This window comes from Leptospira perolatii, from assembly GCF_002811875.1.
Classification (GTDB): domain Bacteria; phylum Spirochaetota; class Leptospiria; order Leptospirales; family Leptospiraceae; genus Leptospira_B; species Leptospira_B perolatii.
The window spans coordinates 62169-77431 of the sequence record NZ_NPDZ01000010.1 but is presented as its reverse complement, the minus strand read 5'-3'; the positions used below and the strand labels follow the sequence as shown (position 1 = coordinate 77431).

General features: G+C 44.1%; 11 protein-coding genes. 1 reads left to right on the top strand and 10 read right to left on the bottom strand.

Annotated features, from left to right (window positions below):
* Positions 1 to 24 precede the first annotated feature (24 nt).
* The 5 genes from CH373_RS14590 to CH373_RS14570 form a co-directional block, all read right to left on the bottom strand.
* Positions 25 to 1629, bottom strand: a complete 1605-nt coding sequence (locus tag CH373_RS14590; RefSeq protein WP_100714291.1) for an OpgD/OpgG family glucan biosynthesis protein — start codon at positions 1627 to 1629, stop codon at positions 25 to 27.
* Positions 1630 to 1791: 162 nt separating this feature from the next.
* The gene (gene gltB, locus CH373_RS14585; protein ID WP_100714292.1) at positions 1792 to 6282 is read right to left on the bottom strand and encodes a glutamate synthase large subunit; all 4491 of its coding nucleotides are present in this window, start codon (positions 6280 to 6282) and stop codon (positions 1792 to 1794) included.
* A 233-nt stretch (positions 6283 to 6515) separates the two neighbouring features.
* Positions 6516 to 7811 carry a hypothetical protein gene (locus tag CH373_RS14580; protein ID WP_100714293.1) on the bottom strand — a complete coding sequence of 432 codons (1296 nt, stop codon included), beginning with the start codon at positions 7809 to 7811 and terminating at the stop codon, positions 6516 to 6518.
* 193 nt (positions 7812 to 8004) lie between these two features.
* Positions 8005 to 8325, bottom strand: a complete 321-nt coding sequence (locus tag CH373_RS14575) for a hypothetical protein (RefSeq protein WP_100714294.1) — start codon at positions 8323 to 8325, stop codon at positions 8005 to 8007.
* A 282-nt stretch (positions 8326 to 8607) separates the two neighbouring features.
* Positions 8608 to 9513 (bottom strand): hypothetical protein, encoded by a 906-nt coding sequence (locus CH373_RS14570; RefSeq protein ID WP_243393413.1) that lies wholly within the window; start codon positions 9511 to 9513, stop codon positions 8608 to 8610.
* A gap of 465 nt (positions 9514 to 9978) precedes the next feature.
* Here CH373_RS14570 and ispG point away from each other — a divergent pair, with 465 nt between their 5' ends.
* Positions 9979 to 11982: a (E)-4-hydroxy-3-methylbut-2-enyl-diphosphate synthase gene (gene ispG / locus CH373_RS14560; protein ID WP_100714296.1), complete on the top strand. Its 2004-nt coding sequence runs from the start codon at positions 9979 to 9981 to the stop codon at positions 11980 to 11982.
* Here ispG and CH373_RS14555 read toward each other — a convergent pair.
* The 5 genes from CH373_RS14555 to rho form a co-directional block, all read right to left on the bottom strand.
* On the bottom strand, positions 11979 to 12326 hold the full coding sequence (locus CH373_RS14555) for a hypothetical protein (RefSeq protein ID WP_100714297.1): 348 nt from the start codon (positions 12324 to 12326) through the stop codon (positions 11979 to 11981). The two genes, ispG and CH373_RS14555, sit on opposite strands and share 4 nt — an antisense overlap.
* Positions 12327 to 12594: 268 nt before the next feature.
* Entirely contained in the window at positions 12595 to 12786 is a 192-nt protein-coding gene (locus tag CH373_RS14550) for a hypothetical protein (protein WP_100714298.1), read from the bottom strand.
* Positions 12770 to 13567: a pentapeptide repeat-containing protein gene (locus tag CH373_RS14545; RefSeq protein ID WP_100714299.1), complete on the bottom strand. Its 798-nt coding sequence runs from the start codon at positions 13565 to 13567 to the stop codon at positions 12770 to 12772. Before CH373_RS14545 ends, CH373_RS14550 begins: the two co-directional genes overlap by 17 nt.
* Positions 13568 to 13626: 59 nt before the next feature.
* The gene (gene rpmE / locus CH373_RS14540; RefSeq protein ID WP_100714300.1) at positions 13627 to 13827 is read right to left on the bottom strand and encodes a 50S ribosomal protein L31; all 201 of its coding nucleotides are present in this window, start codon (positions 13825 to 13827) and stop codon (positions 13627 to 13629) included.
* 21 nt (positions 13828 to 13848) lie between these two features.
* Positions 13849 to 15258: a transcription termination factor Rho gene (rho, locus tag CH373_RS14535; protein WP_100714301.1), complete on the bottom strand. Its 1410-nt coding sequence runs from the start codon at positions 15256 to 15258 to the stop codon at positions 13849 to 13851.
* Positions 15259 to 15263 lie beyond the last annotated feature (5 nt).

Below are 15263 nucleotides of genomic sequence, written 5' to 3'. Positions count from 1 at the left end.
ACTAAGGTTTTCGTTTTCGGTCTTTTAGTAATTAGGCTCAAGAGTAAAGGTCCAGTTCTCCGAAATTGTCTCTTGGTTTATGGCTAACGCAGCCTTCAGTTCGGCGGGTCTTAAAACATTCTTTGTCAATACTCTGAAGGTAAGTCTCCAAACACCAGTCTCCTCTATTTTCTGGACTGAATAATCTACAAGTTCTGCATTTTCTCCTGTCTGAATCTTCGCTTGAAGATAAGCAAATTCATCTAAGGAATTTAATGAATCTCCCTTAAAGTCCACGTGGAATACCTTAAGATCTGGATCACCCTGAGACTCACCGATTCTAGTTGCCACAACTTTGGCTAAAGATTCCGGCAATGGATCGATATCTGGCCAGCGAACAGTATAAGAAAATTCGAATGGAGATCCTGGCTCTGGCAAATTTTCTGGAACCCAAAAGGCCCCTATATTATCGTCCGAATCTTGGATGGTCGGATTTTGCAGGAGCTGCACGGAACCTTTTCCCCATCCTGCTTCCGGTTCTACCCAAGCCGAAGGTCGAAGGTGATATTTCATTTCGCTATCTTGGTAGCTCTGAAAATCACGGTCCCTTTGGATCAAACCGAATCCTTTTAAACCTTCATCGTGAAAAGAGTGAACAGCAGTTCTCTTCGGATTATCTAAGGGTCTCCAGACCCATTCATCCTTACCAGTGTGGATCAAGAGTCCATCCGAATCGTGGGATTCCGGATAAGCCTGCCCCTTTGGAATTCCTCGGGTTTCGCTATACCAAAACATACTGGTCAATGGAGCGATCCCGACCTTGTCTACCTTCGTTCTCAAAATGATCTCGGCGTTTACTTTCACTGAGGAAATTTTTCCCGGAGTAATTTCAAACTCGTACGCACCTGTTACGGTCTTGCCGTCTAACAATGCATAGATGAAGATAGTCGAATCTGTTCTATCAGGTTTGACTAAGTAGAACTCTCGAAAGGAGGGGAAGTCTTCCGGATAATTCATTCCAGTGTTGATCGCGATTCCTCTAGCAGATAACCCATACCACTGCTTTTTAGAATTGATTCTGAAGTAGCTCGCGCCTTGAAATACCGCGAATTCATCTGTGTGTTCTTGGGTATTGATAGGGTAATGGATCTTAAAGCCCGAGTAACCTAGATTAGGTGGCAACTCCCCCACTCCCTTTAGCCTGGAAAGATCGAATGAGCTTGGGTCGTAAACGATTTCCCGAGCAAAATCTCCGCGGACTTCAAAGATCCGAACGTTAGTATTGTACAGATGCCCAGGATGAAAAAACTGAATCTGAAAAGGGTTCCCCTCTTTTTTCCATACTGATTTTTCAGGACGAAATACAATCTCTTTGTATTTGTTCCAAGGCAATCCCTGTAGAAAATCTGTTGTCGACAGCTTAGGAGGTTTATAGGTCTGCTTTGCCAGAAATCTGGCTTTGTTTTTTAGATTCGAAAAAGAAAATTTGAAAGTCGGAGGAAGAGTCGAGGGTGCAATTCCGTTCGCCTGTAGTACTAGATCTTCATGGGAAAAGTCGGATTCTTCGATCTCCTTTCTCTGTTGCCGGTCTGCCACCGCAAACAGTAGGGCAGTCGCAAAAAAAGCGAGAACGATATGTAGGCGCAACATAGCTCTTTCCGGTCACTCTGGGCCAGTTTCAATAATGGGAAAGATTCATGCAACCGGAAAGACTCGAATTGAAATTCTGCGATTACCTGAATTTTGCTTATAGGGGAATCAAAAACACCAGGCGACTGTCATAAAAATAGCGACCTGGTGTCTAAAGATCGATTACTTCGGAACTACCTTCACAAAGTATTGCTTAGATTGTTCCCAAGTCTTTACAATCTGATCTGAAAGTTCTGATCCGGTTGCCTTGGTATGCTCCGTGCACAAGGATTTGATCACCTCATAGTCCTCGTTCTCGAGATCTACAGTCTTCACATAATCTTTGTTAATCAAAGACTCAAGTTCCCAACCTTTCTGGAAGAAATAGGCCTTTCCTCCGGTCATACCGGCACCCATGTTCTTGCCTACAGTTCCTAAGCAAATGACGGTTCCACCGGTCATATATTCCAGGAAGTGATCTCCAGCTCCTCCTACGACCGCATCGGCGCCGGAGTTACGCACTCCGAACCTCTCTCCTGCTCTTCCCGAACAGAATAGTTTTCCAGAAGTCGCACCGTAAAGACAAGTATTACCAATGATCACGTTCTCATATGCTTTCAATTTGGAACGACGGTGTTTGCGAATCACAATGGTTCCGCCGCAGAGTCCTTTTCCTACATAGTCGTTTGCATCACCATGTAGAGTAATTTGCACTCCTTTGACGAGCCATGCTCCAAGAGACTGACCGGCAGTTCCTTCGAGAATCACTTCTAGTTTTCCTGGGAGTCCTTTCGAACCGTACTTGCGAGCAATAATACCCGAAATTTTAGCACCTACTGTTCTGTTCGTATTTCTCACAGAGTAGGATAGAGACATGGAAGTTTTTCCTTCCAACGCAGGTTCCGCATCTTTCAGGATACGATCATCTAAAACCTCGCCGACTGGTTCGTTTCTGACATAGCGATTCTTCTTTTGTTTCGCAGGATCGTATAACAACGGCAGACGAACAAGAATCGGATTCAAATCCAAACTATCAAGACGATCTTTTTCGTACCTGGTAATTTGTTTAAGTAGATCTGTTCTTCCGATAATCTCATCCATTGACTTGAATCCGAGAGCTGCGAGATAGTCTCTTACTTCCATAGCCAGAAGAGTCATCAGGTTTGTCACCTGGTCAGGAGTACCCTTATATTTTGCCCTGAACTTCGGATCCTGGGTTGCAATTCCGGTAGGACAGTTGTTCAAGTGGCATTTTCTTGCCATGATACAACCTATCGCAACCAAAGATGCAGTACCGATTCCGTATTCCTCGGCTCCGAGACAGGCTGCGATAATTACATCCCTTCCGGAAACGATTCCACCGTCTGTCCTCAGAACTACTCGATCTCTCAATCCGTTCATTACGAGAACTTGATGTGCTTCCGAAAGTCCTAACTCCCAAGGAGATCCTGCGTGCTTGATCGAAGTGATCGCTGCAGCTCCAGTTCCTCCCGCATGTCCGGAGATCAAAATGATATCAGCATTCGCTTTCGCGACACCAGCTGCGATGGTTCCTACGCCGGCTTCTGATACTAACTTCACGGAAACCTGAGCTTTATGATTCGCTTGTTTCAAATCATAGATCAGCTGAGATAAATCCTCGATCGAATAAATATCGTGGTGAGGTGGAGGAGAAATCAAATCCACACCCATTGGAGTATGTCGATTCGTCGCGATCTCTTCGTTATTCTTCTTAGCAGGAAGTTGCCCGCCCTCTCCCGGTTTTGCACCTTGGGCTATCTTGATCTCTAGCTCTTGGGCAGAGTTCAAGTATTCTGATGTAACACCGAATCTTCCGGACGCCACTTGCTTGATCGAAGAATTCGCCAAGTCACCTTTTGAATCTACTATGTATCTGGACGGATGCTCTCCACCCTCTCCCGAAGAAGATTTAGCCCCCAGTCGATTCATCGCAACCGCCAGGTCTGTGTGAGCTTCCGTAGAAAGAGCACCGTGACTCATTCCAGGAGTTAAAAAGCGTTTTTGGATCTCAGAAACAGTTTCCACTTCTGCGATTGGAACCGGCTTCCTTTCTACAAAGTCGAATAAGTCCCGAATATTGATCGGGTCGCTTTCTCTCAGAATTTTTGAAGCTTCCAAAAATGCTTCGTAGTCATTGTCTACAGCAGCTTTTCGAATAAACTTCACAACTTTCGGAGACCAACGATGCGGTTGATCGTCCTTTTCGGAAAGGAAGTCCTCTGGATTGATTTCTTTATAGAATGCCTGTTCGTGGTTACGAAGTATATTCTGTTCGATTCCACCGATTCCGATTCCGGAAATTCTGGAATACGTACCAGGGAAATACTTGGAAATCAAGGTTCTAGAAAGTCCAATCGCTTCGAAGACTTGACCTCCCACATAAGATGACATGATGGAAATTCCCATCTTGGACATCACTTTCAGTAGTCCGTCGTCTACACCGGCTCTATAATTTTTGAACAGCTCGGAGAGTAAAGGTTTGGAACCGTCTTCTGCATTGAAGTCTCCTCTTTCCCATAGATCTGTCAAAGTATCCCAGATCAAGTAGCTGTTTACTCCGGAAGCACCGTATCCCAATAGCACGGCCACATTATGAATTTCGAATGCAGAACCTGTTTCTACAAGTATGCTAATCGCCGAACGTTTTGCATTTCGGATCAAATGGTTGTGCACCGCGGCTACCGCCAATTCCATCGGAATCGGGGCACGTTCTCTGTTCAGCTTCTTATCGGAAAGTATGATAATATTCACACCTTCGTTGGCGAGCTTTTGCGCTTGCTCCAACAAACCGTCTAACGCGCGTTCTAGGTAATTGCGATCCGCTCCTGGCTCGTGGTGTGCTTCAAATGTAGCGTCCAAAGTTTGGATACGGTATTGCTTTCCGTCTTTTTCCCGAATTCTTTGCAAATCCTGGTTGGTCAAATACGGGTGAGAGAGTACCAAACAGTTCTGAGGCTTATCGTCTCCGAAAAGATTCATTTTCTTTACGAGTCTGGTATAAAGAGAAGTGACTCCCTTTTCTCTCATGTAATCGATCGGAGGGTTTGTTACCTGCGCAAATCTCTGGCGGAAGTACGTATATAAACCGATTCGAGAAAGCATCAGGATAGACAAAGGAGTATCGTCCCCCATGGAACCGATTGCTTCCTTGCCGCCTTGGGCTTGCGGTTTAATTACAATTTTCTGTTTGTACGGAGAATATGCAAAAAGGATCTGTCTTCTTTGCAAATCCTCTCCCCTAAAAGAAGCTGAGCTGGAAGCCGCTTCATCTATTTTTTGGTCTAAGTACTCTACGTTTTCTTTGGACCATTCTCTGTAGTCGTATTTCTTCTCGAAGAGTGTGTTGATATCGTCATTGAAGTAGGCTTTTCCTTCTTTCAAGTTGACCGCGATCATCTCTCCAGGACCTAATCTTCCTTTTTTTGCGATGATCTCTTCATCGATAGGAACCAGTCCGACCTCTGAACCCATGACCACGAGACCATCTTCGGTAACTACATAACGAGCAGGTCTTAGACCGTTTCTGTCCAGACCTCCACCGACCCAGTCTCCTTCCGCAAACGCAAGTGCCGCAGGACCGTCCCAGGGTTCAGTCAGAGTATTATTATATTCGTAAAAGGATTTTAGCGCCTCCGACATCTGGAAGTTCTTACTCCAGGCATTCGGAATCAACATCGCTTTCGCGTGTAGGACGTCCTTCCCAGAACGAACAATCGCTTCCATCGCGTTATCCAAACTAGCAGAGTCGGACATATTCGGTCTGATAATAGGGTGAATTTGCTTTTGGTATTCTCCCCATTTCTCGCATTCTAGCTCCGCCTCTCTTGCAAGCATCCAAATCCGATTTCCTACTATGGTGTTGATTTCACCGTTGTGAGCTAAAATCCGGAAAGGTTGCGCGAGTGCCCAGCTTGGGAAAGTATTTGTAGAATATCTTTGATGGAAAATACAATACGGAGATTCCATCTCTTCGCTGTTTAGATCTTCGTAAAATTGCGCGACCTGGTTTCCGTTGAATAATCCTTTGAAGACGATTCTTTCGGAAGACAGGGAACAAATATAGAAGTCTTCGCTCATGGAGAGTTTGTTTGCGTCTCTCATGAGTTTTTTCTGAATTAAGAATAACTTTGTCTCGAAATCCTCTTTGGACATTCCTTCCGGTTTGCCGATTAACACTTGTTCAATCTGAGGACGGGAAGAATTCGCTTTGGGTCCAAGGACCTCAGGATTTACAGGAACATATCTCCAAGCGTATAACTTGAAATCGAAATCCATCAATGCGGATTCTACGATACTTCTGCACACGTCTTGTTTATCGATATCTTCTCTGGGGAGGAAGATCATTCCCACACCAATGGAATCTTCGTCTGGACGACGGTGACCCATATCTTCGATGTACTTTGCGAACAGTTTCTTCGGAATACGGATCATAATTCCGGCACCGTCGCCGGTCTTCATGTCTGCATCTACTGCACCTCGGTGGGTTAAGCATGCCACCGATTTCAAACCCATTGATACGATACGATGGCTAGATTCTCCCTTGTAGGAAGCAACAAAGCCAACACCGCAGTTGTCGTGCTCAAAGGATCGATCGTATAGACCGTTTTCCTCTAAGTACTTTTGGATCTGTAACTGTTCGTTAAGTTTTACCATCCGCGAGTTTCCTCTTCTTGAATCCGGGGCATTGCGCGGCTCCGGCCCAGATAAGTTTGGAAATCCTATCTCTGATGCACTCGACGGCTGATTTTTCCGGCAATTTTCCGATTCTTACGACCAGTAAATTAACGCGCGGGTATATTGGAAACGATCTTTTTAAGCAAAGACAGCAAATCGAAACTTGTCTCAGTACTTAGACCGCACTTATTTTCCAGAGTTAAGACTGGTGTTTAGCTAGAAACTCTGACAGACAAAATCGGATTCAAGAATAGGTCGGAGAGTATCTTGCGGTGATTCGCATCCGGAATTCTAGAGAACAATTGCTCCATCTTATTCCGCAGAGACGAAAAGTCAGGATATTCATCCATTACTTTCAAAATATGAGGCCAGGCCTTGCGTACTAATTCGGCAATTCCAGGATTTGCAGCTCTCGCCTTATTCCAAGAAGACTCAAGGACGGTTCTGATTCTAAGAAAATCTCTGCCCAAGTCCAAAACCTTTCTCACTCTATGCGTGGAAAGGCCGGTTCGATTCGAGATCTGAGAAATCGTGCCTTCCCAATCCACCACTTCTCCTTTGGTTTCTTTTAACAAAGCAGTCTGTAACTGAACTAGCACGCTTTCTTCGGCGGGCAGCATGGACAGCCAACGCTTGTATTCGTCCACCTGTCCTGCTTTCTGGTAAGCCCTGACCTTGTTCACGTGATCCATATATTTCGAAAACGGAATACTTACCGGCGGATCGCTAGGTTCCGAATCTTCCTGAAATGAGAAATCTCCGGTAAAGTTCAAATCTTCCACATCGGAGAGTTCGCTTTCCGAAACTTCTTCATTTACGGGGATATCGTTGTCCGGCTCTAATTCCTCTTTCTTCAGAACCAAAGGCTTTCCACTGAAAAGAGAATTATATTTTGCTAATATTTCTTGTGTGATCGGAGTTTCTGGGCCTCTTCGAACAGGCGCTGCGACAGGCTTAGGCTTTCCTTCTTTTTGTGCTTTTTCTTCTTCCTTGATCAGCTCCGTAACCGCGGCTGCTTCTATCTTCTTTCCTGTGGCAGTATTTACCAAATAAAGATAAGCTTCTTCCTGTTCAAATTTATGACCCGCAGGAAAGATGAAACCTAAGCCGTCCAGGATTTCGTCCGTGATTTTAGAATATCTCTTCTTTTTAGGAGTCTTTTCCTGAGCGAGCTCCTGCTCGATCATCTTTGCCTTTACCTTGTTCAAAGAATTCAGGAAGTTCCGATTCATGAAGGAAGAAAGTTCCTGGGTGCTGATTCCTAGAAACTGGGCGAACTGAGGCAATTGGTCAAAAAAATGATCCGTTTTTTGAACATGTGTAACGATATAAGATCGAATCTTAGTTTTTAGCGCATCCTGGTCCTTAGCCGGAATCTTTTTTTGAGAAATGAGATTTCCAAATAATTGAATATGAGTGTGGAAATAACTGAGGAACTCCCCGTAGGAAGTAAGACCGAATTCTCCGTCCGCTTTTCTTTCTATGACCTTGCGCTCATCTGCCATAATTCGAAGTTTCGAGTCAAATTTTTACAACTATGTTCCAAGATTCAAGACTTAAAAAGAATCAAAGTGCGAAGGTTGGATTCGGAAATCGCGCAAGAAGGAGAAGCGGAGCAGGATTGCGCAGCGACCCGGAGCTAAAAACAGGAGGTTTCGGCGAAGGGCGAAGGCTGCGATTTCCGAAGCCCAGATTAAAGAACTATGGATTCGATCTAGAGATGCTCTCGCCCGTACTGGTAGTTTGAACGATGCGATAGCGCAAAAAAGTATTGCAAGTAGCCTCTTCGGAATACCGGACCAAATCATAGTCAGGGCGGGGAGATCTAAAGAAGGAAGAGTGAGCCAATCTTTCTTTGACTTCTCTGCTGATATGAGCTCGGGCCTCGTTCCTTCTTGGATAAAACGAGGGAACTACAATATCGTTTTTGTAGGATAATATATTATTTCTATAAATGGCAACAGTTAGGCGGATTCGATAGGATTTATTCTCCGACTCGTCTTTCGATTCCAAAAATTCCATACCGAGGCCTTTGCGTCGAAAATCTTTTCAGACTTTCTAAAACAAAGTATCGGAGTTCCGCCCCCCCGATCTCAAATTCGAATCTTAGAATTTTTTACCTTTTGGAAAATTTGCATTCTGCCGATAGAGGGGTCTCAAGAATGAACAGAGAGTCTAGCAAGAGTAGAAATGCGCTCCTTCCAGTAGAAATGCGTTACTTCGACCAAGTATTTCCTCCCAGCGACACCAAGTAATCTCTTAAACTCAATCGGAACTTGTTACGAGAATGCTTCCGCTTATAAATTAGGGGACAATCACCCTACCTCTACTAAAGTGATCGTTAAACGGATCTGTGGCGAAAGAATAGGCACTCACTTCCACGCACATGAATTCAAAAGTTGTACGATCTAATTTCGTGCTCGCGGTGTATGTTTCGACCGGGATTGGTTCATACTTTTCGAAAGCACCGAATGGTGCCGCGGGAATAGAAAACGAGATCGGTTGGGCAACGAAAACATCTGTATAAAGATATGCGAATGTATCTTGGGAAATCGTAAAGTTGGACTTAAATTCTACGTTATTTCCGTTCAAATTCGCCGTAGCGCATAACGTCCCACAGTTCCCTATGGTTGCAGGAAGAACTGCTGCCCCGGTGCAAAAATGAGTTTGGCCTACCTGTTTGACTTTGGAAGAAATTCCGAATTCGTTTCTTGCGACAATCAGCATCTTCAATTTTCGATCGGTAGGTCCTACCAAAACCGGAGGGTGCGCTCCAGGTTCGGCCAATTGTCCCGAGGTAACCGTCCAATGGGAGAATGAATTTACTACGGTATTGTTCGGCAGCAGGGCCATACTTTGGCCACCGATAAAGGCCGAGATTGTCGTATTATCATGAACCGATAGATTAAAATTAATGGCTTGGACGGAGAATAAACCGCTGAAGTTGGACCCGCTCGAGATATCTGAGCTAGCGATATCGGAATCTTGAAGATCCGGAGCATTTTGTGGCTGACCCGGAGGCGCAGGATCTCCAACCGGAACAGGAACTGGAGCATTTATTCCATCTAACAATAACTTTGCGGCGGTAAGTTCCGCTAAATTTTTTGGATTTTCCGAACAATATAAGATACAAGAGATCCCGAATATCGGCAGAATCCTTACTAAGCGTTTCCTTCTATTTAATAATTCCATAATGTTCTTATCAGACACCGGTCTCCAGCATGAGAGTCTAAGATAAATTTTTTCAAATGTATTTACTTTTGCTGGAGCAATTTCGGAATGAATGACTCTTTCCAAGGAGTGAACAATCGTCCGGTGGATTGGTCCGAAGGATCGATTCTAAGACTTCGCTTAAACTAAAACATTAAATGCTCATAAAAATTCATCAAAAGCTGTCGGGCGGAAATACTGAGTGCAGAAACCTTGCAGAAAAAAATCCGGAAAGGCCGCAAAGTAGAATAGAAGGAGAAATATCCTTAGGAAACAAAATTAAGAACAAAACGTAAGAAGCCGATATCTTTCAATTTGTTCCATTTACCTGCCTCTTTGCTTGTATAAAATACGAGGTAGGAACTACTGCAAATTCCGAAAAATGGATCAGATTCAGTGCATATTTCTAAAAAATCCGAAATGACAAGCGTTTTGCCCCCTCCTAAATGGAACCAAAGAGCACCCATGAACTTCCGCTATAACCATTCCCCATTCTACTACAAAAGACGCAGAACTAGAGAAGTCATGGTCGGTCCCATAGGAATCGGAGGAGACAATCCGATTCGAGTCCAATCCATGATTACTTCGGACACTTGCGATACCGAGGGATCGGTTCGACAAATCCTGGAGTTAGAAAGGGCGGGCTGCGAGATCGTTCGTTTAACAGTGCCATCCCAAGCGGATGCAGATAATCTACCCAATATTAGAAATGAATTAAAAAAGCTCGGCAGCAAGGTTCCACTGGTTGCAGACATTCACTTTACTCCGAGTGTTGCGATGAAAGCCGTCGAATGGGTCGAGAAAATTCGGATCAATCCTGGGAATTTCGCGGATAAGAAGAAATTCGCGGTTAGAGAATATACCGATTTAGAATACAAAGAAGAGTTGGAAAGAATCTCCGAGGTTTTTTCTCCTTTAGTCTTGCGATGCAAAGAACTAGGAGTCGCCATGAGAATCGGAACCAATCACGGTTCTCTCTCGGACAGAATCATGAATCGATACGGAGATACTCCCCAGGGAATGGTGGAATCAGCGATCGAATTCATCCGAATTGCAGAATCTCTAAATTACAAAGATATCATAGTAAGCATGAAAGCTTCGAATCCACAAGTGATGGTACAGGCGTACCGACTTCTTTCGAGTCGATTTTTAGAATTGCAAATGGATTATCCGCTCCACCTAGGAGTAACAGAAGCGGGAGACGGAAAAGACGGAAGGATCAAATCTTCGATCGGAATCGGTTCGCTTTTGGAAGACGGACTCGGAGATACGATTCGAGTTTCACTAACAGAAGATGCGATTCACGAAATTCCCGTAGCAAAGCTCTTAGCAGACAAATTTAACCACCAAAGATTTCCGGAAGGAAATGGAAACGGTTACGCAGAATTCAGAAATCCTTACTCGACACAAAGATTTTATAGCAAGCCTATCACTATCGGTAGCCAAACAATCGGAGATACCAATCCAGTCAGAGTGGAATCCGTTCTGCCTTTTACAAACAAGGACGAATTCGTCGCCAAAGTAGATAAGTTGAAAAAGTTCGCTGCAAACTCGTTGTTGGAACTAGAATTTATCTCCGTTTCCTATCCTATAGACCAGTTTGTCCGGGAAGAATTCATAGAATGTGCAAAATCGATTTCGATTCCGATTTGTGTCCAAGTAGACCAATTGAATTTGCTCTTCGGAGATGCATTAGAAGATTTGAAAGTATTTCCAAAAGTGGTGCTCGATCCTTTTCAACATTTTTCCAACGAGAACACTCTCATAGAATTTTTGAAAGAGAGAGAAGGAAAAGCCTCCACAGAACTACTGGTTCCGAGCTACCAAATCGAAACGCTCAAAGGACTTCCGGAGCTGCTCAAATCAGAAGGAATCGAATCCGTAATTTTCTCATTAAAAACCCAGCATATCCTGCACGATTATAGAAAATTGGCCAAGATCCTGAGCGACTTCGATTATCCGATCATATTGTACGGAGAGTTTCCGAATTTGGAAACCGCACTCTATGAATCCTCCATCGGAATCGGAGGTCTTCTAGTGGATGGAATCGGTGATGTGATTCGATTGAACGTTTTCCAAGCAGAGCCTGAAGAATCCCTGCAACTTGGATTTGATCTTTTACAGGCAACTAGGTTACGCTTAACAAAAACTGAATATATTTCCTGTCCTTCTTGTGGAAGAACCCTATTCGATCTTCAGAGCACCACCGCAAGAATCAAAGAGAAAACAGAGCACTTAAAGGGAGTCAAAATCGCTGTCATGGGCTGCATCGTAAACGGTCCGGGTGAAATGGCAGATGCGGATTTCGGATATGTGGGGGCCGGCCCGGGCAAAGTCCACCTGTACAAGGGTAAAGAAATCGTAATGAAGAATATTCCTTACGAAATAGCGGACGAAAAACTCGTAGAGTTAATCAAGCAATCCGGAATGTGGACAGAGCCGACCAAGCAAAAAGTAGAAGCAGGCTAAAAACAATACTTTGCTAATGTTGGATTGTTTGCATCCACGGCATATGCCATCGTGCAAACAGTTCCCTGATCCTTCACAGAGAGACTTGCCCACTCAGCTTGAAAAGCGGCATTGCCCGCAAGATCCGGACTTTTCATAGAATAGATCGCCGGATTTCCGTTATGTCCATTATTAGAAAGAACCACAACTAGAACGAACAACCTTTGCATGTCTTTGTCTTTTTGCTCTTGGTCATCGTCTTCGAAAAGTCCTCCGATAATCGGAATGTCATCGAGTATAGTACACTGTGTCGCCGAAAACAGTGACACCACAACAAACAAAATCGCTAAGAACTTCTTAATCATATTCGCACATCCAAATCTCATACACTAGAGATTAACAGTCGAATGATTTTAAACTTGCCGCTCGGATTTTGAAATTCAATTATTTCGGATTCTAAAAATAACTCTTTAGCGTTCGTTATAAAAGACTAAACCGTTTTACGTATCGACAAAATCGAAAAACGAATTAAGAAAACATAAAGTATCTCTGCCGCGTCGAGAGGAATTCATAAAAAGGAAACTGAGTCGATGTCCAATAGATTCTTCAGTATCTAATGGAAAGAAAAATAATTCAGTCGATCGGAGCTAAATCTGCGGATACCAGATTGTTCAAAGTGTGCGGAAAGCCTTCCCTATCATTGTAGAGAACTGAAATAGAATCACCGTTTACTTCTAAAATTTCCACCAATGAGCCGGTTAAGACGATTACCCCGTTCAGGAGAAAACTTCTTTTGACTAGTTTCATTTTATCGCCCGGCTTCATTCTTCTCCATATAGAGATCTTTTCCCTCTTTCGTCATTACAGAAAAGATATGAATTTGCTTTTGGTCGACTCTAGTTCCCACATCGTAGATCGCGTCTGTAAAATCAGCGCCTTCTATGTTTGCGCCTGCGAGTTTTGCCCACCGAAGGTCCGCTCCTCTAAAATTCGCGTTTTGAAGATTGGCTCCGTTTAGGAAGGCCCCTCTCAGCTTCGCGCCTTGAAAATTCGCTCCGGAAAAACTGGTATTCGTAAGAAAGGAGTGATTTAAATTCGAACCAGAAAAATCTACTCCGTCAAAATTCTCTTTTTCGAGTATGATCGAGGAAAGGTCTTCGCCGTTTAGGCTACCTTTTTCTTTTAAGATTTCTTTGGCTTTTACAGCGGTGATTCTTTTTTCTTTTGGAATCCCTTGTCCGGTTTCAAAATCCTGTATCGCCTGTCTTAACGCAGCGACCGCTGATTGAGGATAGTTCTTTCTTCTTTCCGGAAACTCAAAAAGTTTTTCGAGATCCTCAGCTTCTATCTTTTTTAATTCAGAGATAGACTTGCCTTTTGCGATCTCGGTTGCCATTGCCAAGGCCACGATCCCGAAACCGCAGCCAGTGGTAGTGTAGCTCGCATCTGTGACGACCTGGTTCTCGTCGATCTTTAAGTAAATGCGATAACCGTCTCCGCAGCCTACATTACGATAGTTCGAGACTACGGTAGCATCTTCCATTTCTCGGTAATTCAACCTTTGATCGTTGATTTCCTTATATCTATCGAAATCCATTACCTTCATGAGAAACTCTCCGGCAATCCTTTAGACAGAATGAAAACCGAAAACGGAAGACATCTTGCTTACTTCATTTTGTACTTTTTCTTGAACTTATCTACTCGACCGGTAGTATCCAGCAGTTTAGATTTACCCGTAAAATAAGGATGGCAATTCGAGCAAATCTCTACATGAATATCCCCTACGGTTGTGCGAGTCTCGTAAACAGCTCCGCAGGCGCAGCGGATTTTTGCCGGTGCATATTTGGGATGAATATCCGTTTTCATAAATTCCTCTAACCTCAGGGTCTAAGCGTTCATACTTGCCAAAAAGGCTTCGTTTGTCTTAGATTGCCGCATTTTATCCAGCAATAATTCCATGCTTTCGGTGATGCTCATGGGAGAAAGCACTTTTCGAAGCACAAACACTTTCTGAAGTGTTTCTTTCGCTAGAAGTAGTTCCTCTTTACGAGTTCCAGACTTATTGATGTCGATCGCAGGGAAGATCCGTTTGTCGGAGAGTTTACGGTCCAGATGGATTTCCATATTACCTGTTCCCTTAAACTCTTCGAAGATCACCTCGTCCATTTTGGATCCAGTATCCACAAGTGCGGTCGCAATGATCGTAAGAGAACCACCCTCTTCGATATTTCTCGCGGCTCCGAAAAAGCGTTTCGGTTTATGCAAAGCATTCGAGTCCACACCACCGGAAAGTATTTTACCGGAAGTCGGAATCACTTGGTTGTAAGCTCTGGCCAAACGAGTGATCGAATCCAAAAGAATGACCACATCTCTTCCGTGCTCCACTAGACGTTTTGCTTTTTCGATGACCATTTCTGCAACCTGCACGTGGCGGGTCGCTGGTTCGTCAAAGGTAGAACTTACGACTTCTCCTCGTACGTTTCTGGCCATGTCGGTCACTTCTTCCGGACGTTCATCGATCAAAAGTACGATCAGCGTAACCTCGGGATGATTTCTGGTAATCGCATTCGCTACGTTCTGCATCAGAATCGTTTTACCGGTTCTTGGAGGAGCTACAATCAAAGCCCTCTGCCCTTTTCCGATCGGACACATCAGATCGACGATCCTTGTATCTAACTGAGAAGGATCATGCTCCATTCTGAGTCTTTCATTTGGATAGAGAGGCGTTAAGTTGTCAAAAAGAGCTCGTTTGCTCGCGACGTCGGGGGTGTATCCGTTGACTGTCTCTACTCGAAGCATCGCAAAGAATCTTTCTGACTCTTTGGGAGGACGAATTTGTCCTTCTACCGTATCTCCAGTACGAAGACCGAACAACTTGATTTGAGAAGGAGATACATAGATATCATCCGGTCCCGGAACATAATTATAATCTGGAGAGCGAAGGAAACCATAACCATCCGGAAGTTTTTCCATAACTCCGGCAGCGTGGACCTGTCCTTCTCTTTCTGCCTGCGCTTGCAGTACCGCGAAGATGAGATTTTGCTTTTTCAGGCCGCTGGTATTTTCTACTCCAAGACCTTTGGCCACGTCGATCAATTCACCGATCGATTTTTTCTTTAAAGCAACCAAGTCAATAGGAGCAGGTGCAGGTCCTTCATAAGAACCTCTCCGTCTTTTTCTAGAACGAATCTCGGCTGTTTCGGGATCGTCTTCCGGAAAATCCGGTTCATCTTCGTTATAGTCGTTTTGATTGTCTAGATTGACTTTGGGCTTTGAATCTCGTCTTGCATTAGCCATAGAAT